This window comes from Flavobacterium ajazii, from assembly GCF_010614725.1.
GTDB classification, from domain to species: Bacteria; Bacteroidota; Bacteroidia; order Flavobacteriales; family Flavobacteriaceae; genus Flavobacterium; species Flavobacterium ajazii.
On sequence record NZ_JAAEHL010000008.1, the window covers coordinates 187,474 to 212,196 of the forward strand.

The following is a 24,723-nucleotide window of genomic DNA, read 5'->3' on the forward strand; positions in this document are numbered from 1 at the left end:
TGAGTTAGAATTTAATATTGCAGGTTTGAAAAAGAATTCCTTTTTGGTATTGCTCTTCCTTTTGTTGGTTTCGTGTAATGAAAATACTAAACCAATTGTTTCATTTTACTATTGGAAAACTATTTTTAAGTTATCGGAAACTGAAAAAGAAGTTATTCATGAAAATGATGTCCGAAAAATTTATATCCGTTATTTCGACATTGATTTAAATTCGAATGATCAAAGTCCTATTCCTTTAGCTCCGGTTCGTTTTCAGGAAGCAATGAATAATTTTGATATAGTTCCTGTGGTTTATATCAAAAATAAAGTCATGCTAAAGCAAAATATTGATTTAGAAGATTTGGCTCAAAAAACTATAAAACTGATAAATGAGATCAATTCAAAAAATAAAATTTACAACAAAGAAATTCAAATCGACTGCGACTGGACGCTTTCAAGTAAGGACAATTATTTAAAATTTATTGAGGTTTTGAAAAAGCTTTCGCAGAAGAAACTCTCTGTAACAATACGATTGCATCAGGTAAAATATTTCATGAAAACCAAAATACCAAATGCTGATTCGGGAGTTTTGATGTATTATAATATGGGATCAATTGCTCCTGATTCTTTAAATTCTATTTACGATAAAAAAATCGCAGAACGTTATCTTAAAAGTTTGAAAAGATATCCGCTGCATCTTAATTTTGCTTTGCCTATATATTCCTGGGCAGTTCATATCAGAAATAAAAAAGTGATTGGACTGTGTTCAAAACTGAATGTTTCGTCTCTCAAAGAAGATAGAAATTTCGAGCAAATTAATTTGACTTTTTTTAAAGTTAAACACTCTAATTATAAAAATGGCATTTTTTATGAAGAGAATGATTTGCTGAAAACAGAGTCTGTTTCTCAAGAAGATTTGAAAGAAATGGCTCAGGATTTGGAAGAGAACCTGGTAGAGTCTCCAAATGAAATTATTTTTTACGACCTAGATGAATTCAATATAAAAAACTATGAAAAGAATATTTTTAAACAAATTGTTTCTTATTTCTAGTGCTTCTTTGCTTTTTGCTTACGGAGTAATATTCGCCTGTGCAGACGGAGATTTTGGGTATTTTGGAGGAGATTCCAATTTTACACCTGAAACATTTGTTGATGAATCCTATACGCCGCTTTTTTTGTCTGGTGATATTTTTTACGGAATCGGTTTTGATACCCGGCATAATTCCAGATTTAATAATGAAATCAAATCAGACTGGAATAAATATTTAAAATCAAAAGTTGATACAACTGCCGTAAATTATTTTTTGATAGGAGAAATAGAGACGCGCTCTTATTCTGAAGAAAAGAAAGTTTCTCAAAATAAAAAGGATATTACACATCTGCATGTTTTTCTTAAAACCAAAAAGCAAAATCAGGTTGCTTTAAAATGGGGTAAAAAAATGGATTTGAAAGATGCGAAAGTTAAAAGCTTCATCGAGTTTCTATATTTGGCGCAAAAAATAGAAATGGTTTCTGTAAATACAGATTATTGGAGTTATGAGCCCGTCGTGGCTAAAACGTTTAACGATTTGAAAATGATTCAGTCTATTGAAAATGTTTACAATACAACTTCAGATCCTTTCCTGAAAAACAGATATTGGTTTTTGACTATGAAGGCTTATTTTTATAGTAACAACAAACAGAAAGCAATTACATTTTTTAATAAAACTGAAAAATCAGTGCCGAAAAACAGTTTGTATTACAGGGCTCTGGCTTATGTTGCTGGAATTCAATATAAATCAAAACAATATGCTGTTTCGAACTATTTGTATGCTTTGGTTTTTGATAAATGTCCTGAAATGCGAATTGTTACGGCGTATAGTTTTCGTCCAAAAAATGAATCTGACTGGAATAAATCATTGGCAATGGCTAAAAATAATGATGAGAAAGCGGCACTTTGGGCTATTCATGGTTATTATAAAGATGAAATTCAGGCGATAGAAAAGATATATGAATTAAATCCTAAAAGCCAGCATCTCGATTATTTGTTAACGAGATTGGTAAATAAACAGGAGCAGCAAATAAATAATAACTTTTATGAAAGATCTGCCGATTATAAAATTTCAAAATATCTGACTGTAGCAGAAAATAAAGTGGAGAATAAAAATAAAATAAATGCAAAAGCTTTTGAACTGGTTACCAAAATTGCAGCAGGCGGAAATACAAAACAGCCTTATTTATGGGATATTGCTTTGGGGTATTTGCAAATTTTAAAAGCAGATTATACAAAAGCAGATACAAATTTTGATAAAGCCGAAAAGACAATGCCAAAAACAGAACTTTCACTTTATCAACTGCGGTTGCTTCGATTTGTAAATAATCTGAGCAAAATTGACAAGCTTACGACTAAAAATGAAAAGACAATTTTAGCTGATTTGAATTGGTTGTATCAGGAATTACCTAAGACATATAGGGGGCAGGAGTTTCGTTATGAAAATGCTTCGGCGTGGAGCAAGAGATATCTGGCAGCACTCTACAAAGAAGAATCAAATCCGGTTATGGCAGAATTGTTTGGAAACTCACAGGATTATTATTGGGGAGAAGGAAATTCTTTTTATGATAATGAAAAAGATTTACTGACCATGAAAAAGTTTTTGGCTAAGACAAATAAAACTGAAATAGAGAAAATTGGTTCGGAGATTTATAGGTTGAAGCTAAAAGATGTTAATAATTTTCAGGCTGTTCAGGCGACTTTCAAAAATAAAATTAATGAAGCTATTGGGTTTATGAAAGAAACAGATTCGATTCAGAATATTCTCTTTTTAGGAAATCCGTTTAACGGAAGTATAAAAGATTGCCACGATTGTGATCATGCTGCTTATCAAAAGAAGAAATATTCGTTTATTGATTTTTTGAATACTATAAAAATAATGCAGGATAAAGTTGCTCAGAAAGAAGATGAGTATATGAATAATTTACTGCTTGGAAATGCATTTTATAATATTACTCATTTTGGAAACGGAAGAACTTTTTATGAAACGAATATTGTAGGCTATGGCTCAAGTCCATATTCTTTTAGAGATCCAATGAAAGAAATGATAACAAATTGCAGTGTTTCGAAAATGTATTATCAAAAGGCATTTGAAGCGGCTGCAACAAAAGAGCAAAAGGCAAAATGTGTTTATTTGATGGCTAAGTGCGAACGCAATCAATATTATAATGATAAATACAGTGCAGCTAAAAGCTGGTGGGAAATTCAGGATGATAAAATTAATTTTATAGCCTGGAACGGATTTAAAACACTACAAAAAGAGTACTCAGACACAAAATACTATCAGGAGGTAATTGCAGAATGTGGTTATTTTAATACTTATGTCAATCAATAAATTGTAATAATATGGTGAACAGAATTGAACATATAGGAATCGCAGTGAAAAACATGGATGATGCCAATGTTTTGTTTGAAAAATTATTAAGTGTTGCATCATATAAAACAGAAACGGTAGAAACAGAAAAAGTTGTGACTTCTTTTTTTCAGACAGGAACTAATAAAATTGAACTTTTGATGGCAACCGACCCCGAAAGTCCAATTGCGAAGTTTTTAGAGAAAAAAGGAGAGGGAATACATCATATTGCTTTTGATGTTGATGATATTTTTAGAGAAATAGAACGTTTGAAAAAAGAAGGTTTTGTTCTTATAAACGATGTTCCCAAAAAAGGTGCCGATAATAAATTAGTAGTTTTTTTACATCCTAAGAACATAAATGGTGTTCTTGTTGAACTTTGTCAGGAAATTAGATGATTTTTTTGAATGTAATAATTGATTGATAATCAATTTGATTTCAAAGAAGAATTGTTAATATTGAAATTAAGTATAAATGATAGTGCAAAATATTTGGAGCAAATAAAAAATAGTAGTAATATTGCAAACTCTTAACCGGTCCTATAGCTCAGCTGGTTAGAGCACCTGACTCATAATCAGGTGGTCCCTGGTTCGAGCCCAGGTGGGACCACAAAAAAAAAGCTTCATAATTTTTTATGAAGCTTTTTTTGTTTTTGGGTAATGTTTTTTGAATAAAAAGCATACATTTGTGGCAGATTTTTGTGAAAGAACCACGCTTTTGTAGAAATTCAAACAAAACATTTTTAGTATTATTCTAAGATTTTAAATTGTCCCATTCTATGAAAATACCAGGTAAAATTGCAATTTTGTTGCTGATGTTGTTTAATGCGGTAATGGTTTTTGCTGAATCAGCTTCAACTCCCCCGCCTCCTTCTACTGCTAAAGGAGCTGCAGTTGCAGCAGGTCCTCCTCCTACTCCCGAGGTGCCAATTAATGGTGATTTCTTGTATGGATTAATTACAGCAGGTTTGTTGTTAGGGATTTGTGTAATATATAAACATAAACTAAAAATAAAAGCTTCAGTATAAAACTGAAGCTTTTTTTATAAATGTTTGTCGGGACTATTTATTTATAGCGTATAATTTTGAAATATATTTTCCGACAACATCAAATTCTAAATTTATTTTAGTACCAATTTTAAAATTTTTGAAATTGGTGTTTTCAAAAGTATAAGGTATTATCGAAACGCTGAATTCGTTGGTTTTAGAATTTACGACAGTTAGACTGACGCCGTTTACGGTTATTGAGCCTTTTTCGATGGTGATGTTGCTTAAATTTTTGTCGTATTCAAATGTGTAATTCCAGCTTCCGTTTGCTTCTTCGATTTTGCTGCAGGTTCCGGTTTGGTCAACATGACCTTGTACAATATGTCCGTCAAGACGGTCGCCAAGCTTCATTCCTCTTTCCAAATTAACAATATCATTGATCTTCCAGTCGCCAATGTTGGTTTTTAAAATAGTCTCGTTAATAGCTGTTACGGTATAAAACGTGTCTTTTATGGTGACTACTGTCAGGCAGATTCCGTTGTGGGAAACACTTTGGTCGATTTTTAATTCGTTTGTAATAGAAGAGTCTATCGTAATATGGAGGTTGTTCTGGTCTTTCTGTATTTCGTGAATCCTTCCTAAGGTTTCTATGATTCCTGTAAACATTGTTGGTTTATTTTACTAAATTTGCACATCAAAATTAGTAATAAATAATTGGAGGTCATGAATAAAAAAGCAGAAAATATAATTGTTGGAATTTCAGTCGGAGATTTAAATGGTATTGGAAGCGAAGTTATCTTGAAAACATTCGAAGATTCCCGTATGTTAGAATTGTGTACGCCCGTTATTTTTGCAAATGCCAAGATACTTTCTTTTGTTAAAAAGAGTTTTACCTCTACGGTTCAGTTTCATGGCGTAGATAAATTAGATCAGGTGATTCCGGGAAAAGTAAATGTTTATAATCTTTGGAAAGAAGGGGTTGATATTAATTTAGGGACAAATGATGAAAAAATAGGTCAATATGCTATTAAATCGTTTGTTGCAGCTACCAAGGCTTTGAAAGAAGGAGAGATTGATGTTTTGTTGACAGCTCCAATAAATAAATATAATATCCAGTCGGAAGATTTTAAATTTCCCGGGCATACAGACTATCTGGATCAGGAGCTTGAAGGCGATGCGCTAATGATGATGGTTCATGATGATTTGAGAGTTGGGTTGCTGACGGATCATGTTCCTTTGAATGAAGTTTCTTCTCATTTGACTGAAGAATTAATTGCAAGAAAAATCGAAACTGTCAGAAAATCATTAATTCAGGATTTTAGTATTGTAAAGCCTAAAATTGCTGTATTGAGCTTAAATCCACATGCTGGTGATGGAGGTGTAATAGGAAAAGAGGATGATTTAGTGTTGAAGCCAGTTTTAAAGAAAATATTTGATGCCGGGACTATGGTTTTTGGCCCTTTTCCTGCAGATGGTTTTTTTGGAAGCGGTCAGTATGAAAAATATGATGCAGTTGTGGCAACATATCATGATCAGGGATTGATTCCTTTTAAAACATTGTCATTTGGGAAAGGAGTAAATTATACTGCAGGTCTGAATAAAGTAAGGACTTCTCCTGATCATGGTACAGCTTATGATATTGCAGGAAAAGATATGGCAGATTATAATTCTTTTAAAGAAGCAGTTTATCTGGCAATTGATGTATTTCGTTCGCGCAATCAGTATGAGGAGATTAGCAAAAAAACTCTTAAAATAAAAGAAAAACAGTTATAAACAAAAAAAGGTGAATAAGATTATTAGTTTTATAATAATTTTATATCTTTGCACCCCAATTCAGGTATCTGAGTTTTAGATCCTAATTGTACAAATTGATGTTGAAATGAGCAAGACAAAAGAATTTTTAATTCCTTTCGTAGGGTTAAAGCTGGGAAAACACAATTTTGAATATCAAATAAATAAGAAGTTCTTTGAGGACTTTGATTACGATGAATTTCAAAATTCAGATATCAAAGTCGGTTTAGTTTTGGACAAGAAAAGCAATATGCTGGAGTTGGATTTTAAACATAAAGGTACGGTAAATGTTCCTTGTGATCTGACCAGTGAAGATTTTGATTTGCCTGTGAAAGGAAAGATGAAACTCATCGTTCGTTTTGGAGAAGAATTTAATAATGATAATGAAGAATTGCTGATCTTGCCTCATGGTGAATTTGAAATAGATGTGGCGCAGTACATTTTTGAGATGATTGCATTGTCAATTCCTCAAAAAAGAGTTCATCCAGGAGTGAAAGACGGGACTTTAAAAACTGAAGCCTTGTCAAAACTAAATGAGTTAAAAGTCAGAGAAGCAAAAGAAGAGAGTAAACAAGAAGAAGATATTGACCCGCGTTGGGAAAAATTAAAAAAACTATTAACGGATAAATAATATAGTAAAATGGCACATCCTAAGAGAAAAACCTCGAAAACAAGAAGAGATAAGAGAAGAACACATTATAAAGCTACTGTAGCTCAAATCGCTACATGTCCTATTACAGGTGAAGCGCATTTATACCACAGAGCTTACTGGCATGAAGGTAAAATGTATTACAGAGGGCAAGTTGTTATCGATAAATCTGAAGCGGTTGCTTAATATATTTTTGTAAATGATATTGGAACTCTCACTATGTGAGAGTTTTTTTTGTTGGATAAAACTTTATTTTTTAAAGAAATTTACGACAATACGTTTAGATTTTTTTTTGTAATTTTCACGTCTTTTAAAAATTTTTCAAATAGAAATATTTGAAAGGAAATAATAGAATATAATGAATACAATCACAGCCGCAATTACCGCTGTTGGAGGATACGTTCCTGACTTTGTACTTTCTAATAAAGTACTAGAAACAATGGTTGATACCAATGATGAATGGATTACTACCCGTACCGGAATAAAAGAAAGAAGAATTCTTAAAGATGCTGATAAAGGAACTTCCTATCTTGCTATAAAAGCAGCACAAGATTTAATAGCAAAAGCCAATATTGATCCGTTAGAAATTGATATGGTAATAATGGCAACGGCAACACCGGATATGATGGTGGCTGCTACAGGTGTATATGTTGCTACAGAAATTGGGGCAACTAATGCATTTGCCTACGATTTACAAGCTGCCTGTTCAAGTTTTTTATACGGAATGTCAACTGCTGCAGCCTATGTGCAATCTGGACGTTACAAAAAAGTGTTATTAATTGGTGCTGATAAAATGTCATCAATTGTAGATTACAAAGACAGATCTACCTGTATTATCTTTGGTGATGGAGCGGGAGCGGTTTTGTTCGAGCCAAATTATGAAGGTTTAGGTTTACAGGATGAGTACTTAAGAAGTGATGGTGTAGGGCGCGATTTTCTTAAAATCCCTGCAGGAGGTTCTTTAATTCCTGCTTCTGAAGAAACTATTAAAAACAGACAGCATAATATTATGCAGGATGGTAAAACAGTATTTAAATATGCTGTTACTAATATGGCTGATGCAAGCGAATTAATTTTGCAAAGAAATAATTTGACAAAAGAAGATGTAAGCTGGTTAGTGCCACATCAGGCAAATAGACGTATTATCGATGCTACCGCAGGCAGATTAGATCTTGAAGATTCTAAGGTGCTTGTGAATATCGAAAGATATGGTAATACAACTTCAGGAACTTTGCCATTAGTGTTAGCAGACTTTGAGCACAAGTTCAAAAAAGGAGATAATGTTATTTTTGCCGCTTTTGGAGGTGGATTCACATGGGGATCTATTTACCTGAAATGGGCTTACGATAAAAAATAAATTAAAACTAAAAACGAATCATTATGGATTTAAAAGAAATTCAAAACCTAATCAAATTTGTAGCAAATTCGGGTGTTGCAGAGGTAAAGTTGGAAATGGATGATGTGAAAATTACCATCCGAACAACTTTGGAGACAAATTCAACTGAGGCTACTTATGTACAGCAATTACCAGCTCAGGCTGCTTTACCTCAGGTTGCAGTTCCTCAGGTTACTGCTCCGGTAGTTGTAAATGTAACTCCGGAAGCACCGGTTGCTAACGATTCTAAATATATTACTATAAAATCTCCTATCATTGGAACATTCTACAGAAAACCTTCTCCTGACAAACCTGTTTTTACAGAAGTAGGAAGTACTGTAGCAAAAGGTGATGTTCTTTGTGTAATTGAAGCAATGAAATTATTCAACGAAATCGAATCTGAAGTTTCTGGTAAAATTGTAAAAATTCTTGTTGACGATATGTCTCCTGTAGAATTTGATCAACCTTTATTCTTAGTAGATCCATCTTAATTTTAGATCGTTAGATTTTTAGATTTTAGACTTTTTCGAAAGTGCTTAAAATCTAATTATCCAATTGTCTAATTATCTAATTATATAATTTTAAAAAGATGTTTAAAAAAATATTAATTGCGAATAGAGGAGAAATTGCACTTCGTGTAATTCGTACTTGTAAGGAAATGGGAATAAAGACTGTAGCAGTTTACTCTACAGCGGATGCTGAAAGCTTACATGTGAAGTTTGCTGATGAGGCAGTTTGTATTGGTCCTCCTCCAAGTAACTTATCGTATTTAAAAATGTCAAATATCATTGCTGCTGCAGAAATTACAAATGCAGATGCAATACATCCAGGATATGGTTTCCTTTCTGAGAATGCTAAGTTTTCTAAAATTTGTCAAGAGCACGGAATCAAATTTATTGGTGCAGCTCCTGAAATGATTGACAGAATGGGAGACAAAGCTTCTGCAAAAGCTACAATGAAAGCTGCAGGAGTTCCATGTGTACCAGGTTCAGATGGATTATTAGAATCTTATGAGCATGCACAAAAAACAGCAGCAGAAATTGGTTACCCGGTTATGATGAAAGCTACTGCTGGTGGTGGTGGAAAAGGAATGCGTGCGATCTGGAAAGAAGATGAGCTTTTAAAAGCATGGGAAAGCGCACGTCAGGAAGCTGCTGCAGCGTTTGGAAATGATGGAATGTACATGGAGAAACTTATCGAAGAACCACGTCACATCGAAATTCAGGTTGTTGGGGATTCTTACGGAAAAGCATGTCACCTTTCTGAAAGAGACTGCTCTGTTCAGCGTCGTCACCAAAAACTTACCGAAGAAACACCTTCACCTTTCATGACGGATGAATTGCGTACGAGAATGGGAGAAGCGGCTGTAAAAGCGGCTGAATTCATTAAATACGAAGGAGCCGGAACGGTAGAATTTCTTGTAGACAAACACAGAAACTTCTATTTCATGGAAATGAATACACGTATTCAGGTTGAGCATCCTATTACTGAACAAGTAATTGATTACGATTTAATTCGTGAGCAAATTATGGTTGCTGCCGGAATTCCAATTTCTGGAAAAAACTACCTTCCAGAATTACACGCTATCGAATGTCGTATTAATGCCGAAGATCCTTATAATGATTTTCGTCCTTCACCAGGAAAAATTACTACGCTTCATATGCCAGGAGGGCACGGAGTTCGTTTAGATACTCATGTTTACTCAGGATACAGTATTCCTCCAAATTACGATTCAATGATTGCGAAGTTAATTACAACAGCACAGTCTCGTGAGGAAGCTATCAGTAAAATGAGAAGAGCTCTTGACGAATTCGTAATCGAAGGGGTGAAGACTACAATACCTTTCCACAGGCAATTAATGGATGATCCAAAATACATTGCGGGAGATTATACGACTGCTTTCATGGATACTTTCAAAATGAATAGTCCGGAATAAATACCTAAAACCTCATTGAAAAATGAGGTTTTTTTATGTATTGGTTTAACTGAAAAATGCCGATTATTTAATCCAGATTTAAAATTAGGATGAACTAAAGAAAATATTTTTGCAGACAAAAAAATATGAAATCTTTTTTGTTCCTCGGTATTGCACTTTTTACAGGTTTTGTAATAATGTCATTTAATCCCGGAGATAATGAATATATCACAACAAATGCATTAGTTAACCACGGTTTAAAGACCTTTAAAGATCAGTTAGGTGTTTTAAAACTGGATGTCCGTCTCTTTCAGCGACATAAGATTTCAAAAGAAGACTTACAGGAATCATTAAAAAAAACCAGAAATTCATATAAAGAAATAGAATTTTATATCGCTTATCATTATCCTGAATTTTCCAAAACGCATCTTAATGCTGCACCATTATTTCATATAGAAGGTACGGGAACCGCTTCTAATACTTTGCCTCCGGAAGGGTTACAGGTTTTGGATGAACTTATCTTTTCAGATGAAGTTAGCCTGAAACAAGACAAGATTGTTGAAATAACAGACTTTCTTTATAATAGTTATAATGATTTTTACCTGAGCGCATCAAAAAATGGCTTTTCAAAAGAAAACAATAAAACACTGCCATTGCGTATAGAACTTATCAGAATTTATACAATGGGGGTTACAGGGTTTGATACACCGGGATCACTTAATGTTTTTGAAGAAGCTGTCCATGCCCTGACTGGAATCGATAATTACATTAAAAAAGACGATTATTTTAAAAAATTTGATACTCAAAAAGTCGAAAATTTATTGAAAGGCTGCATTGATTATCTTTCTAAAAATACCAATTTTGATACTTTTGACCGAATAGAGTTTTATAAAGTTTATCTTCAGCCTTTATATGAAGAATTAGGAAAATGGGATAATTCTCCAGATGATTTGAAAGAGGTTTCGGGCTGGAACATCAATAATAAAAACTTTTTTAATGATGATTTTCTGGATCCTTATTTTTATACACTCTTAAAACCATCTGAAGATAATGCTGCATTAAGGTCTTTAGGAAAAGAGATTTTCTATGATAAAAGTTTAAGTAATAATGAAAAAATGAGCTGTTCCTCATGTCATTTACCTGAAAATGCTTTTACCGATTTAAAAACAAAATCCTTAAGTAATGTAGAAGGTAAAACTGTCTTAAGAAATTCTCCTTCTTTATATAATGCTGTTTTTGCTAAAAGATTCTTCTATGATTTACGCGCTTTCTATCTTGAACAGCAGGTAGAACATGTGATTTATAATGAACAGGAATTTAATACCAGTTACGAAAGCATTATTAAAAAACTGAGAACAAATCCGCAGTATAAAAAAGCTTTTAAAAAGGCCTTTAAAAATGGAGACATCACTAAACAAAATTTCTCTAAAGCATTAAGCTCTTATGTGGCTTCGTTATATTCTTTCAATAGTGATTTTGATAAATTCATGAGAAACGAAAAAGAAATTTCTGAAGATGCCAAAAAAGGATATAATCTTTTTATGGGTAAAGCTGCCTGTGCAACTTGTCATTTTGCTCCTCATTTTTCAGGATTGGTACCTCCGTTTTATAATGAAAATGAATCTGAAGTTTTGGGGGTAACAAAACAACCATTACAAATATTTCCGATTGAAATAGATGATGATAAAGGCAGAATAAACAGCAATGTGAAAAAAGAAAATTCATGGATTTATGAAAACTCTTTTAAAACAATGACAGTAAGAAATGCGACTCTTACAAAACCGTATTTCCATAATGGAGCATTTTCAACCTTAGAAGAAGTGATTACTTTTTATAACGAGGGCGGAGCCGAAGGAATGGGGCTGGAAATTAAAAACCAGACGTTAGCTCCGGATAAACTTAATCTTGATCAAAAAGAAATAAAACAGCTTATTGCTTTTATCAATTCTCTGACTGACATTAGTAAAGTGCAATACTAACTTAATCTTAACAGATTAACATTAAGTTTAAGATTTACTAATTTATCTCTATAGTTATTTAAAATAAGCTTAATATAAAGTCCGGCAGAGGAAAATAACTTCGCACTGTATAACAAAACAAACTATACCGTGAAAAGAAAATTACTTTCAGTTGCAGCTTTTTTATTAATGACTAATTCAGTTATTCAGGCTCAAACCACAATTTTTGATAAAGGTTCATCATGGAGTTATGATGATAAAGGGGTACAATTGGCAGACCAATGGAAAGATCCTGGATTCGACATTTCTGGCTGGTTATCAGGAAATGGACCATTAGGATATGGTGATCCCGTGACTACAACCATTACAAAACCTTTAAATACAGCTTATTTTACAAAAGATTTTACCGTTAATTTAGCAGATCTTACTGAGACAGTGGAGCTTGGAGTGATGAGAGATGATGGTATCCTTGTCTTTTTAAATGGAGTAGAAGTAGTAAGGGATAATATGCCTGCCGGAACAATTACCTATGCTACACTTTCAAGTACAACAATTGACGGAGCAAATGAAAGTGTTTATAATGTTTTCTCTATCCCAAAGGCAAATTTTGTACAGGGAACCAACAGAATTTCGATTGAGTTACACAACAGAGGTGCAAGTAGTTCTGATTTGAGAATGGATGCTTATCTTAAAAATACAACGCCACCAGTAGTTATACCACCGGATACTTCTTGTAATGACGGAAACCACATTAGCTGTTTTACATCTATAGTTCCTACAGCGCAGACTTCAAAATTAATTATTCCTATACAGCATAAGTTTCAATTGATTCTTAAGGAGGGGGATAGTTATACTGAAGGAGGAGGATTTGTTGGTGGACAAAATGATTTTACAGGGTATGTTGCTAAAAAAATAAGTGGTGCGCCGAGCAGTACAGATGGATATCTTTCTGTAAATCATGAAACAAATCCTGGAGGTGTTACAATGGCGGAAATTAATTTTAATGCCACTACCAAACTTTGGGAATTGACAAAATCAAGAGCTGTAGATTTCTCATCTGCTAGTTTAGTACAAACTATAAGAAACTGTTCAGGAGGTGTTACGCCATGGGGTACAATTGTTACTTCCGAAGAATCTGTAGCTGGAAATGATACAAATGGAGATGGTTACAAAGATTATGGCTGGTTAGTAGAAATTGATCCTGCAACTGCTCAGGTTATTTCTAAAAATACTAATGGGACTAAAGGTAAACTTTGGCAAATGGGTATTATGAATCACGAAAACGTGGTGATTAATGATGCTGGTACAACAGCTTATTATGGTGAAGACGGAGGAACTCACATGGTTTACAAATTTGTGATGGATACACCAAACGATTTGTCTTCAGGGAATTTATATGTTTTAAAACTGGATCAGGGTTTAACAAATGGAGATCCTGTAGCTACAACTGCAGTTTGGATTCAGGTTCCTAATAAAACACAAGCTGATCAAAATAATACTGCCTCCTTGGCCGAGTCTTTAGGAGGAACTAAATTCAATGGAATAGAAGATGTAGAAATAAGTCCGTTAGATGGTAAAATATATTTTACAGCAAAAGGACTGGATAAAGTATATCGTTTAAAAGATAACGGAACGACAGCTTCGGAAGTAGAAGTTTTTGTTGGAGGCGGATCAACGGTTTATAATTTGTACACAGCTGATGGGGTTAAAACAGAAGCTTGGGGAGATGGAAATGACAACTTGACCTTCGATGAGTTAGGAAATCTTTGGGTACTGCAGGATGGTGGAAAAAACTATATTTGGGTAATAGCTCCGGATCATACTCAGGCAAATCCTAAAGTTAAGCTTTTTGCTTCAATGCCGGCTGGTTCTGAGCCTACTGGTCTTACTTTTACACCGGATCATAAATTCGGATTTTTCTCTATTCAGCATCCAGGTTCTGGAATTGATACAGATGTTGATGCAACAGGAAACACTATCGATTACAAAGGGAAATCGGCGACTATTGTTATTGCACTTAAACAAAATCTTGGTGGCGGCTCTTTAGGAACTATCGATCATACAATAAATAATGTGGTTGTATCTCCTAATCCAACTTACGGAATAGTAAACATTAATACGGAGAATCTTAAAAACCTAAATGTTACCGCATATAACATGCTTGGTCAGATTGTATATAAAAAATCTTTTGCTGAAACAAATGCTGTTTTGGAATTAGATTTCACAACACAGCTGCAATTTTCAAATATGCTGATTTTAAATATAGAGGCAGACGGTTTCCAAAAAACTGTAAAACTTCTTAAAAAGTAAGTACTAACTTTATTTTTTAGCTGCCGGCAGTAAATGCCGGCAGCTTTTATATTTATGAAATCGCTACTAACAAAGCGTTTGTTGAAAACAAACACCAATAAGAAAAAGCGATACCATATATGACTTCTTAAAAATAAAAAATTACATATATGAAAAATATACTTTTATTTATTGCAATTGTTTTTTCAGTCTCTAATGTAAAAGCACAAATTGATCCGGTTAAGTATCCTACATATACCGATATTGATATGGCGCTTTTAAGTAAAAAAACGGTCTACAGTATGAGTTTTAGGGATAAAGGATTATACAACCTTCCTCCAGATCTTGCAAAAATGGATTCCCTTTTTTTTCTGAATATAATGGCAAATCATTTAGAGAAAATGGATAAAGTAATATTCTCTCTAAAAGAACTCGAAATTTTGAATGTAAACGAAAATAGTATCCGATTTATTCCGGATGGAATTGGCGAGTTGAAAAAGCTAAAAACATTATCGATGAATCTTAATAGTCTGACGGCTATAAATTCAGAAATTTCAAAACTTAATAACTTAAAGATTGTACATTTTGACTCCAATAATTTAAATGTTTTTCCTGAAGCGCTTTTAAGCTTACCATCACTGGAAGAAATAAATCTGCACAGTAATCAGATAAGTAATGTTTCTGATCGGTTAGACAAAATAAAAAACTTAAGATACCTGAATCTTTCTTCCAATCAAATTAACGATTTAGGAGAAATGAAATTACCGAAATATCTGAAATATTTAGAATTACAAAAAAATCGTATTGTAAAAGTTCCTGAAACAGTATTTCAGTCAAAAAATATTGAATATCTGAATATAAGCGATAATGTCATAACGCAGATTTCTCCAAAAATAGGTCAATTGAAAAATGTAGTAAGTATGAATTTGGCCAATAATAAACTAAAAGAGCTGCCGGAAGAAATTAAGTATTTAAAACAACTCAAAACTCTAATCCTGGTTGGGAATCCGATGAGTAAAGAATCTGTAGCTAAACTGAAAGTTTTGATGCCTGAAACAACTATTTATTTTTAATAATAGTTTGCAAATTAAAAGATATTTGGATAAAGATAAAACCGCACAGTAATATGCGGTTTTTTATCGTGTAATTATAAATCCAACTTTTCAGTATAAAAAAAGCTACATCTTCATTGATGTAGCTTTTGATTGTAAGCTTTAATTAGCTAATATTAGTTCTTAATTTTGAAAGTAACTCTTCTTGCTAATTTTCTAGCCAAAGCAGAATCCTTGTCTACAGAAGCATCTATACCTCCACTTGTAACAGTTATTCTTTCAGGAGCAATTTTAGCTTTCGTTAAAATGTTTTTCACATTGTCTGCTCTTTCGTTTGCTAACTTTTCGTTGTATGCAGAATTTCCAATCTCATCTGCATAACCGGTAATTTCAACAGTAGCTGAAGGGTTGTTTCTTAAATAATTTAATACAAAGTTAATTCCGTCTAAAGAAGAATCCGTTGGAGTTGATTTGTTGAAGTCGAAATAAGCTGCAACATAACCTCCGTTAACAAATTTTGTAATTGATTCTTTATCACTTATAGGGTCATCACCGCTTGTAGCTCTAGGATACGTTTTTGTTAAGTAACGCTCTAATTCATCAGGTATTCCGTTATTATTATTGTCAACAGCTCTTCCTTTAGAGTCTACCATAAGTCCTGCAATAGTATTTGGTTCTAAATCCAAGTAATCAGCTACACCATCTTTATCAGAATCTATCAGCATTTTTTCAAGTTCGTCAACCCTGTCTTTTAAATCAGTAGCTTCTCTGTCAGCAAGGATAATCCAGTCTGCATGTTTTTGATTTTTACCCAAATATACTGTTAAACCTAAAGTAGTATTAAATAAAGCTCCTGTAAAACCTTTACTTTTTTCAGTGTTTTTAGCTGCCCCATCATAGGTATATTCCTGAAGTGCGTTAAAAATTGTTGTGAAATCAGCTGTCAGTGCTAATCTGTCTGATAATTTAATTTGTGTTGTTACACCAAGCATGTAGTTGATCATTAGGTCGTCTAATGAAGAATTTTTGTCTTCAAAATATGCGGCTCCAAATCCCGTATGTAATAATAAACCAACAGTGTTAGTCCAGGTTTCAAAATCCATAATTCGGCCTAAATTAGACACACCCTGGATATCAAATCTGTAATACTTTGTGTCAAAAGGTTCTGATCCTTTTCCTTCCTGAAAACTGTTGTAACCCAAATCAGCTTTTAAACCGAATTTAGTGTTAAACATATATCTCGCACCGAGATCTACAACGTACGGACTTACCTTTTCCGTGTAGTATCTCATTGGCTGAACTGGCTTGTTGATCCCACCAGCAAATTCGATAGACCATTTATTGAAATCTACATTTGTTAAACTTTCACCAATGCTTGTCTGAGCGTTAACTTTCCCCAATGTTGCAATTAGAACAAGTAATAGTATTAATTTTTTCATTTAAATTACAATTTTTAAAATTTGACGTAAAATTACGATATAAATGTTAATAATTAAGGCGTTGGACGCAATTCTACCCTCAATGTGGGCAATTATGTGAAAAAAAAGGTCAGACGATGTTTTTTTTGATAATATGCCTATTTAAGATGATTTTTTTTAATTAAAATATGCTTCTTAAATTTCTGTTTATCAAACGATTGATTGAAAAAGTAAGGTTAATATTTCAAATTGTATAAAATTGAATTAACATCTGTAAAATGGTGTTTCTTATTCTGTCTAAAAAAGAAAGGAAATATTCGAAAGTAAATTCTTATTTTATGTGTTTTTGAACAAAATTGTAAAGTATAAAGTTTTGCTGAAAATAGATACAATCACCACAGAAACTCTTTTTTTGTATACTTTTTACACACTATGTTTTTAAAATTACACACAAATGAATACTCTTAAAAAAGAATGTTTCTTTGCTTAATTCCTTTAAAAGTAGTACTTTAGGATGTTTTGTGTATGTGTTTTAAGTTACGGCATAATAATTTCTTTACCTCATGTGTAAAAACAATTATCAATTTAAAATATACACATTATGAAAAATTTATTTTTATCAGCCGCAATCGTTTTGGGAGGTTTCACTTCATTCGCATCAACTTCTCCAGTTTCAAATACTATCGTAAAAGCAACTTCTGTTCAGGATGAATATACAGAAATTAAATTAGAAGAAGTACCAACAGCTATTACTGATGCTCTTAAAAAAGCGTATCCGGATGCCGTACTTTCAAAAGCTTATAAAAATGCAAAATCTGAATATAAATTAGATGTTGCTGTTGGTGACAAAATAGGTAATCTTTTTGCAAATGCAGACGGAACTTGGATCAAAAAATAATCACAATAATCTTTAAAAAATATTATTATGAAAAAGTTAATCTTATCGGCAGCGATCCTTTTAGGAGGGCTGTCAGTTCAGGCAGCTACATTAAATTCAATAAATTCAGTTATTGAAACTGTAAAATTTCAGGATGAATATAAAGAAGTTGATGCTGTGCCTGCAGCGGTTAAAACAGGTTTAGATAATGCTTATCCGGGAGTGAAACTTGAAAAAGCATATGTAAACGATAAAAAAGAGTATAAAGTTGAAATAACAGTAAGAGGTGAAAAGTCTACTGTTTATACAGACGACAAGGGAAATATCCTTAAAAAATAACTCAAATAAAAACAACTAATTATGAAAAAGCTAATCTTATCTGCAGCAATTATTCTGGGAGGGTTATCGGTTCAGGCAGCTGTTCCGGCAATAACAGCTTCGGTTGTTTCGGTAAACATCCAGGATGAATATACAGAGGTTACTGCTGATGCAGTTCCGGAAGCTGTAAAATCTACGATTGAAAAATCTTTTCCGAATACGAAGCTTGACAAAGCTTACAAAAATCAAAAAAACGAGTATAAACTTGAGATTTCCAGTGGAGATAAAAAGTATACCATTTTTACAGACGAATCAGGAAACATCATTAAAAAATAATTTTTAAAACTCAGTATTATGAAAAAGTTAATCTTATCAGCAGCGATAATCCTTGGAAGCTTATCTATTTACGCATCAACAGCTAATGATGCAGAAACCGTAAAAACTACTGTAAATTTTCAGTCAGCATATACTGAAATTAAAACAGATGAAGTACCTGCTGCTGTAAAAACAGCTCTTGAAACTGCTTATCCTGGTGCTAAACTGGACAAAGCATATGTAAACGAAAAAAAGGAATACAAATTAGATATATCAGTTGGAGACCAGAAGGCTACTGTTTATTCGGATGCCAATGGAAACTGGTTAAAAATATAATTAGGTGAATTAGATTTATGTTTTTGGTGAAAAAGAGATTGCTCATAGCAGTCTCTTTTTTTGCATAATTTTGTGAAAATACTGTATTAATAGTGGTATTTTAGCAAAAAAGTCCCAAAAAGCGATGCCAAAGATATTATTAATTGAAGACGATATTTCATTCTGCAAATTATTAGAAAAATTTCTGGTAAAAAAAGCATTTGATGTAACTATTGCTTTCTCAGCAGATGAAGCACGGTCATATATCAAAAAAGAATCTTTTGATTTGATTTTGACAGATCTTCGTTTGCCTGATGCAGACGGTATTGTTTTAATGTCTGAATTTAAAACGGCGCATCCAGAAATCCCTGTTATACTTATGACAGGTTACTCAGATGTAAATACTGCCGTAAAGGCCATAAAAAATGGAGCTTCAGATTATATTTCAAAACCATTTAATCCTGACGAAGTTTTATTGGTTATTACAAATGCATTGCAAACTACTCCAATTGAAAAAGAAGCTATAAAAGAAAAAAAAGTTCCAAAGAAACAGGTTTCTGCTGAAAATGAGTTTGTAAAAGGAATTTCTGTTGCTTCCAAAAAATTATTAGAACATATTAAACTGGTAAGTCCTACCGATATGTCGGTATTGATTATTGGTGAAAGCGGTACTGGAAAAGAAATTATTGCTAAAAGTATACACCAACAAAGCCATAGAAAAAACAATAATTTTATAGCTGTTGACTGTGGTGCAATCCCGAAAGAATTAGCGGCTAGTGAATTCTTCGGGCATTTAAAAGGATCTTTTACCGGAGCAATAAGTGATAAAACAGGTTATTTTGAAGCAGCAAATGGCGGAACTATTTTTTTGGATGAAATAGGAAACCTTTCTTATGAAAATCAGATTCAGTTGTTAAGAGCACTTCAGGAACGAAAAATAAAACCGGTTGGAAGCAATAAAGAAATCAATGTTGATATCCGGATAATTACAGCAACCAACGAAGATTTGCGTGAAGCGGTTAAAAACGGAGATTTTCGTGAAGATTTGTATCATCGAATTAATGAGTTCTCGATCCAATCTCCTTCATTAACAGACAGAGGTGAAGATTTGATGGTTTTTGCAGATTACTTTTTAGAGAAAGCAAATCAACAGCTAAATAAAGATATTATTGGTTTTTCACCGGAAGTGGTAGCCATTTTTCAAAAATACAGCTGGCCGGGAAATTTACGGGAACTTCAAAATTGTATTAAACGTGCTACACTTTTATCTCAGGGAGACTTCATTGAAAGTGATGTTTTACCAATCGAATTTTTTCAAACAGAAAAACGAGGTAATTCAGATAGCTTCTCTTTATCGGATAATGAAAGAGAAGCCATTATTCATGCTTTATCCAGAACCCAAAATAATAAATCTGAAGCAGCAAAGCTTTTAAAGATAACCCGAAAAACGCTTTACAATAAACTGAAGCAGTACAATATTGATTAAAGATTTTCTTTTTTCAGACTTTCAAAAAGCAAGTCTATTTTGGTTTTTAAATTGTCAAAAAGAGATTCCAAATCTGAATTGTTCAAAGTGTTTTGTTCTAATTTGTTCAGGATTTCCCCAATTTCGTGTGCCTGAATTTGTCTGAACATTGGTGCCATTCTGTGGCTGATTGCATTTACTTCAGCTATGTTTTTTTTCTGAACTGCATTTTTCAAAGCATTTAAATTTTGCTTTGTACTTTCTATAAATGATTCAATAAACTCTTTTGCTGATGCAGCATCGTTTCCTAAAAACTCTTTTAAAGTTTCTAAAGAATAGGGTTTTGAAGAAATTCCCTCTTCGGTTTTTACAATTTTATTATCAAAAGTTATAGTGTTGTCTAGAACTTTCTGTATAGCTTCAATTAAGATTTTTGGAGAATAAGGTTTGTTTATTACTGTCGAAAAGCCGGCATTTGTATAAGTAGAAAAATCTAAATCTGTTCTTCCTGTGATGGCAATAACAGGTTGGTTTTTATAAAATGTATCAGTTTCGTTTTTCAATTTTTTAACAAACAAAAAACCATCAATTTCGGGCATTTGAATATCCGTAATAATGAAATCAAAATCAGTATTCTGGATAGTTTTCAGTGCTTCGGCTGCACTTGTAAATGATAAAACCTGATGTTCCTGTTGTTTTAAAACGGTGCTGGTCAAATTCAGTAAATTAATATCATCATCCAAAACAATAAAAGTAAATTTTTCAGAGGTAGGAATAATTTCTTTTGATTCCGGATCTGGCAGGCTTACACTCGTATCAAATAACAGGGGCAGTTTAATTTTAAAAGTACTTCCCTCTCCAAATGTACTTTCAAGCTTTAATTTTCCGCCTAAGATCGAAATGATTTTTTGGCAGATTGCCAACCCTAAACCTGTTCCACCATATTTTTTTTCGATGTTTTCATTCGCCTGAGTAAATTCTTCAAATACCAGTTTCTGATTTTCCTTTTCGATTCCAATACCCGAATCTTCAATGGTAATGGCAAAAAAGTTATTGTCTTCTGCAACATAAGCACTGATTCTTATAAAACCCTGCTCAGTAAACTTATAGGCATTTCCGATAATATTGCTCAAAATTTGTTTTAGACGAAACGGATCGCCAACAATCTTAGAATTCAGCTTTTCATCAGCATTAATAATCAGGTCAATGTTTTTTTGTTTATAAACGGTCTGTATACTTTTAGCAACTTCATCAATGATTTCAGGGAGTAAAAAAGGAACTTTTTCAATCGTAATTTTTCCGGCTTCTATTTGAGAAAAATCCAATAAATCCTTAACCAGCTGGGTAATATATTCAGAAGAATTCTTTATGTTTTTAATAAAATAGGACTGTTTGGTATTGACTTCAGAATTACCCAAAAGTTCTGAATATCCTACAATTGTACTCAACGGAGTTTTTAAATCATGACTTACCGTTGATATAAGCTGTTCCCTGCTTTTTAGAAGGTTCTTAGTTTTAAAATTGGCAATTTCCAGCTGTTTTTTATACAACTGTGATTTAGAATAATCGCTTACAATTATAATCGAAAAAAGAACAGTTAGAAGCAATCCAACAATGGCTGAAACTGTAACGATTTCATTCACTTTTTTAAGTGATTTTTCTTTTAATGAATTGTTCTTGATTGAGTTGATAATAATTTCTCTTTCAATAATACGAAGTACTTTTCGAAGTTGTTCCGAGATTGCAATTTCATTTTTAAGGAGTTTGTTTTCTTCTAAATTCAGGGACTCCTTTTTCTTTTCAGCTTTAAGTTTTACATTGCTTAAAAGCTTTTTTGAGTTTGCTAAAATTGAATCAGAAGCTTTTTTACTTAAAGTGTTGGTGCTGTCATCAGGAATATTCTGGTTGAGGTAATCAACATATTTCTGCAATACGCTACGCTGATAACTTCCCATTTCATTTGGATTTTGGGTAAAATCCTGAAGTTCCAGTTTTCGGAGTTTAAACTCCATCTTGGTAATTTCATCGATGGCCGTATTTACAGAAACCTCGTCGTCTGCTTTATTTTTTATCGTTTTTAATTGTCTGATATTATTTGTTTTTTCAGATAATAAATACGTTACACTATCTAATAAAACCTTTTGATATTCGGTGGTTACAATCTGTTTTAGCGTGTCAATCCTTGATTTTAGTGAATCTGTTTCAATCAGATAATTTTTAAAATCTTTTTCAGAATTGGTCTGAATTGTTTTTCTTGCCAGACTTTCGGTTTTATAGACGTTTGAGAAAAGCTTGCTGACTCTCAGAATTTTGGTTTTTTCATGAGCAATCTTGTTTTCCAATTGATTATAAACCTTATTTTCAGAATATAAAAACCATCCCACAACTACTACTAATCCTACCAGGGTAAGATATCCGAAAAGTACTTTAATAGGCATATAGCTTCTTTTGCTCTCCATGAATTAGGTATTGAGGAATTTATTTTTAGAAATGATTACTGCAATTTATTCAATATTTTCTGTTTTAAAAAGCCAAACTTTCTTTAAAAAATAAGGCCACAGACTGTAAATCTGTGGCCGGTTCTATTTGTTTTTTATTAAAGGGTTTCGCTGAGCCATTTAAAGAATTCGTTTTGCCAAACCTGCGCATTCTGAGGTTTTAAAACCCAGTGATTTTCATCAGGGAAATAAAGAAATCGGCTTTTGATACCTCTTAACTGCGCTGCCTGAAAAGCTTCCTGACTTTGACCAATCGGCACCCGGAAATCTTTTCCTCCCTGAACAATTAAGATAGGTTTGTTCCAGTTTCCAACCAAAGTTGCGGGATTAAAAGTAGTGTATGCTTTTTGCGCAACGGAATTGTCTTTTTCCCAATAAGCGCCGCCAAAATCCCAATTGTTAAAGAAAACTTCTTCGGTTGTTCCAAACATACTTTGTGTATTGAAAACACCGTCATGAGCTATAAAAGTCTTAAAACGGTTTTTGTGAATTCCGGCCAGATAAAATACTGAATATCCTCCGTAGCTTGCACCCACACATCCTAAACGGCTTTTGTCAACGTAGTTTTCTTTGGCAACATCATCAATAGCAGACAGGTAATCATCCATAACCTGACCTCCCCAGTCTTTACTGATCTGCTCGTTCCATGCTACACCATGACCCGGCATTCCACGACGATTTGGCGCTACAACAATATAACCTTTGGCAGCTATTAAAGAAAAATTCCAACGGAAAGAATACGATTGTGTCAATGCGCTTTGAGGCCCTCCCTGACAGAACAGTAAAGTTGGATATTTTTTTGAAGCATCAAAATTTGGAGGCAGAATTACCCAAACCAGCATTTTTTTGCCGTCAGTTGTCGTTACATAACGCTTTTCGGTTTTGCTTAGGGCTAAAGTTTTGTATGTTGCTGTGTTTACATTTGATAATTGCTTCCAGGTATTTTTCTTCAAATTAAAAGAATAAATTTCTGAAGCGTGATTCATATCAGAACGTGTTACAATAATATCATCACCAGCGAACCCAATTAAATCATTGACGTCAAAATCGCCGTTAGTGATTTGGCGAACATTGATTGCAATTTTAGTTAAACCCGGAAAATTTACAATAAAAAGCTGCTTTGTACCGTCAACAGGTGCTACAAAATAGACATTTTTTCCATCTTTGCTCCAGATAAAATTGTCTACAGTTCCGTCCCAGTTTGCTGTTAAGTTTTGTTTGATTCCTTTAAACTCAACAATAATATCATTTTTATCAGACTCGTAGCCGTCACGTTTCATTTGCAGCCACGATAAATTCCCTGTTGGAGAAAATTGCGGAGCCGTATCGTAACCCAAATTGTCTTCAGTTCTGTTTACTGTTTTTTGAGTTTCTAAATTATACTCATAAATATTTGTGTTTGTAGAAACGGCATAATCAGTTCCTGCTTTTTTCTTGCACACATACAAAATGCTTTTGCTGTCCGGGGACCAGATATAATCTTCGTCGCCTCCAAAAGGCTTTTGCGGGCTGTCAAAATTTTCATCTTTTAAAATGTCTATTCCTTTTGCTCCGTTTTTGTTTTCCTTATAAAAAACATGATTAAATTTTCCTTCATTCCAGGTATCCCAATGACGATAGTCCAGACCATCATAAATTTGTGCATCCGATTTATCAAGATTTGGATAAAAATCTTTTCCTAAAACTTTTTCCAGTTTTACCTCTTCATTATACGCTAAAAATTTTCCGTCTGGCGAAATGTTTTTATCTGTTAAAAACTCTTTAGTGTCTTTGATTTCAGTTGTATTTCCTCCATTTACTGGTAAAATGTAATATTTCGAGTTTGATTTGTTTTCCTCTACAGAAGGGATAGAAACCTTAAAAACAATATTTTTAGCATCTTTCGAAAGTCCAAGTGGTGTTACTCTTCCTAATTTCCATAGTAATTCCTGCGACATTACATTTTGTCCGATAGTGTTTAAACTCATCATTATTAAGGTTATAAATAATACTTTTTTCATAATAAAAAATCTAATTTTCGTGACGCTAAAAATACAACATTTAAGCTCCGATTAGTTAAATTTAAAACCACAATAATTGTTAAAGTTTAAACAAGAAATTCCAATTTTTTAAATTCTAAATTCCAAACGGTTTTCCTAAGC

22 protein-coding genes and 1 tRNA gene are annotated in these 24,723 nt (G+C 33.0%); 19 read left to right on the plus strand and 4 right to left on the minus strand.

Annotation, left to right across the window (positions count from 1 at the left end; all coding sequences use genetic code 11):
- Window positions 1-25: 25 nt before the first annotated feature.
- The 5 genes from GWR14_RS15660 (at window position 26) to GWR14_RS15680 (ending at window position 4,389) form a co-directional block, all read left to right on the plus strand.
- Window positions 26-1,030, plus strand: a complete 1,005-nt coding sequence (locus GWR14_RS15660) for a hypothetical protein (protein ID WP_163410019.1) — start codon at window positions 26-28, stop codon at window positions 1,028-1,030.
- A complete protein-coding gene (locus GWR14_RS15665) occupies window positions 990-3,344 on the plus strand; it encodes a hypothetical protein (RefSeq protein ID WP_163410020.1) in 2,355 nt (784 codons plus the stop codon). The genes GWR14_RS15660 and GWR14_RS15665 overlap by 41 nt, the downstream gene beginning before the upstream one ends.
- 11 nt (window positions 3,345-3,355) lie before the next feature.
- Window positions 3,356-3,760, plus strand: a complete 405-nt coding sequence (gene mce / locus GWR14_RS15670; RefSeq protein WP_163410021.1) for a methylmalonyl-CoA epimerase — start codon at window positions 3,356-3,358, stop codon at window positions 3,758-3,760.
- Between the two features lie 137 nt (window positions 3,761-3,897).
- Window positions 3,898-3,971: transfer RNA gene (locus tag GWR14_RS15675), tRNA-Ile, on the plus strand.
- Window positions 3,972-4,140: 169 nt separating this feature from the next.
- Complete coding sequence (locus tag GWR14_RS15680; RefSeq protein ID WP_163410022.1) at window positions 4,141-4,389, plus strand: hypothetical protein; 249 nt, start codon at window positions 4,141-4,143, stop codon at window positions 4,387-4,389.
- Between the two features lie 33 nt (window positions 4,390-4,422).
- Here the strand turns inward: GWR14_RS15680 and GWR14_RS15685 are convergent, their stop codons facing one another.
- Entirely contained in the window at window positions 4,423-5,013 is a 591-nt protein-coding gene (locus tag GWR14_RS15685; protein ID WP_163410023.1) for a riboflavin synthase, read from the minus strand.
- A 57-nt stretch (window positions 5,014-5,070) separates the two neighbouring features.
- Between GWR14_RS15685 and pdxA the strand changes: the two genes are divergently transcribed.
- From pdxA to GWR14_RS15730, 9 genes are all read left to right on the plus strand, one after another.
- Complete coding sequence (gene pdxA, locus GWR14_RS15690) at window positions 5,071-6,120, plus strand: 4-hydroxythreonine-4-phosphate dehydrogenase PdxA (RefSeq protein WP_163410024.1); 1,050 nt, start codon at window positions 5,071-5,073, stop codon at window positions 6,118-6,120.
- Between the two features lie 106 nt (window positions 6,121-6,226).
- The gene (locus GWR14_RS15695) at window positions 6,227-6,769 is read left to right on the plus strand and encodes a YceD family protein (protein WP_163410025.1); all 543 of its coding nucleotides are present in this window, start codon (window positions 6,227-6,229) and stop codon (window positions 6,767-6,769) included.
- A 9-nt stretch (window positions 6,770-6,778) separates the two neighbouring features.
- Window positions 6,779-6,973 (plus strand): 50S ribosomal protein L32, encoded by a 195-nt coding sequence (gene rpmF, locus GWR14_RS15700; RefSeq protein WP_008465217.1) that lies wholly within the window; start codon window positions 6,779-6,781, stop codon window positions 6,971-6,973.
- Between the two features lie 172 nt (window positions 6,974-7,145).
- On the plus strand, window positions 7,146-8,144 hold the full coding sequence (locus GWR14_RS15705; RefSeq protein WP_163410026.1) for a beta-ketoacyl-ACP synthase III: 999 nt from the start codon (window positions 7,146-7,148) through the stop codon (window positions 8,142-8,144).
- 23 nt (window positions 8,145-8,167) lie between these two features.
- Entirely contained in the window at window positions 8,168-8,653 is a 486-nt protein-coding gene (accB, locus tag GWR14_RS15710) for an acetyl-CoA carboxylase biotin carboxyl carrier protein (protein WP_163410027.1), read from the plus strand.
- Window positions 8,654-8,751: 98 nt separating this feature from the next.
- Window positions 8,752-10,098 carry an acetyl-CoA carboxylase biotin carboxylase subunit gene (gene accC / locus GWR14_RS15715; protein ID WP_121359945.1) on the plus strand — a complete coding sequence of 449 codons (1,347 nt, stop codon included), beginning with the start codon at window positions 8,752-8,754 and terminating at the stop codon, window positions 10,096-10,098.
- A 125-nt stretch (window positions 10,099-10,223) separates the two neighbouring features.
- Window positions 10,224-12,056, plus strand: a complete 1,833-nt coding sequence (locus tag GWR14_RS15720) for a cytochrome-c peroxidase (protein ID WP_163410028.1) — start codon at window positions 10,224-10,226, stop codon at window positions 12,054-12,056.
- Window positions 12,057-12,185: 129 nt separating this feature from the next.
- Window positions 12,186-14,345, plus strand: a complete 2,160-nt coding sequence (locus GWR14_RS15725; RefSeq protein ID WP_163410029.1) for an alkaline phosphatase PhoX — start codon at window positions 12,186-12,188, stop codon at window positions 14,343-14,345.
- Between the two features lie 149 nt (window positions 14,346-14,494).
- Window positions 14,495-15,397, plus strand: coding sequence for a leucine-rich repeat domain-containing protein (locus tag GWR14_RS15730; protein WP_163410030.1), 903 nt, complete (start codon window positions 14,495-14,497; stop codon window positions 15,395-15,397).
- A 155-nt stretch (window positions 15,398-15,552) separates the two neighbouring features.
- Here the strand turns inward: GWR14_RS15730 and GWR14_RS15735 are convergent, their stop codons facing one another.
- Window positions 15,553-16,815: an OmpA family protein gene (locus tag GWR14_RS15735; RefSeq protein WP_163410031.1), complete on the minus strand. Its 1,263-nt coding sequence runs from the start codon at window positions 16,813-16,815 to the stop codon at window positions 15,553-15,555.
- A gap of 580 nt (window positions 16,816-17,395) precedes the next feature.
- On the opposite strand from GWR14_RS15735, the gene GWR14_RS15740 reads away from it, so the two are divergent.
- The 5 genes from GWR14_RS15740 (at window position 17,396) to GWR14_RS15760 (ending at window position 20,105) form a co-directional block, all read left to right on the plus strand.
- The gene (locus GWR14_RS15740; RefSeq protein ID WP_163410032.1) at window positions 17,396-17,692 is read left to right on the plus strand and encodes a hypothetical protein; all 297 of its coding nucleotides are present in this window, start codon (window positions 17,396-17,398) and stop codon (window positions 17,690-17,692) included.
- A gap of 27 nt (window positions 17,693-17,719) precedes the next feature.
- Window positions 17,720-18,010: a hypothetical protein gene (locus GWR14_RS15745; RefSeq protein WP_163410033.1), complete on the plus strand. Its 291-nt coding sequence runs from the start codon at window positions 17,720-17,722 to the stop codon at window positions 18,008-18,010.
- A 21-nt stretch (window positions 18,011-18,031) separates the two neighbouring features.
- The gene (locus tag GWR14_RS15750; RefSeq protein ID WP_163410034.1) at window positions 18,032-18,325 is read left to right on the plus strand and encodes a PepSY-like domain-containing protein; all 294 of its coding nucleotides are present in this window, start codon (window positions 18,032-18,034) and stop codon (window positions 18,323-18,325) included.
- A gap of 18 nt (window positions 18,326-18,343) precedes the next feature.
- The gene (locus GWR14_RS15755; protein ID WP_163410035.1) at window positions 18,344-18,640 is read left to right on the plus strand and encodes a hypothetical protein; all 297 of its coding nucleotides are present in this window, start codon (window positions 18,344-18,346) and stop codon (window positions 18,638-18,640) included.
- Window positions 18,641-18,764: 124 nt separating this feature from the next.
- Window positions 18,765-20,105: a sigma-54-dependent transcriptional regulator gene (locus GWR14_RS15760; RefSeq protein WP_163410036.1), complete on the plus strand. Its 1,341-nt coding sequence runs from the start codon at window positions 18,765-18,767 to the stop codon at window positions 20,103-20,105.
- Here GWR14_RS15760 and GWR14_RS15765 read toward each other — a convergent pair.
- Window positions 20,102-22,543, minus strand: coding sequence for a hybrid sensor histidine kinase/response regulator (locus tag GWR14_RS15765; RefSeq protein ID WP_163410037.1), 2,442 nt, complete (start codon window positions 22,541-22,543; stop codon window positions 20,102-20,104). The genes GWR14_RS15760 and GWR14_RS15765 overlap by 4 nt on opposite strands.
- A 137-nt stretch (window positions 22,544-22,680) precedes the next feature.
- Window positions 22,681-24,582 (minus strand): S9 family peptidase, encoded by a 1,902-nt coding sequence (locus tag GWR14_RS15770; RefSeq protein WP_163410038.1) that lies wholly within the window; start codon window positions 24,580-24,582, stop codon window positions 22,681-22,683.
- Window positions 24,583-24,723: the final 141 nt, after the last annotated feature.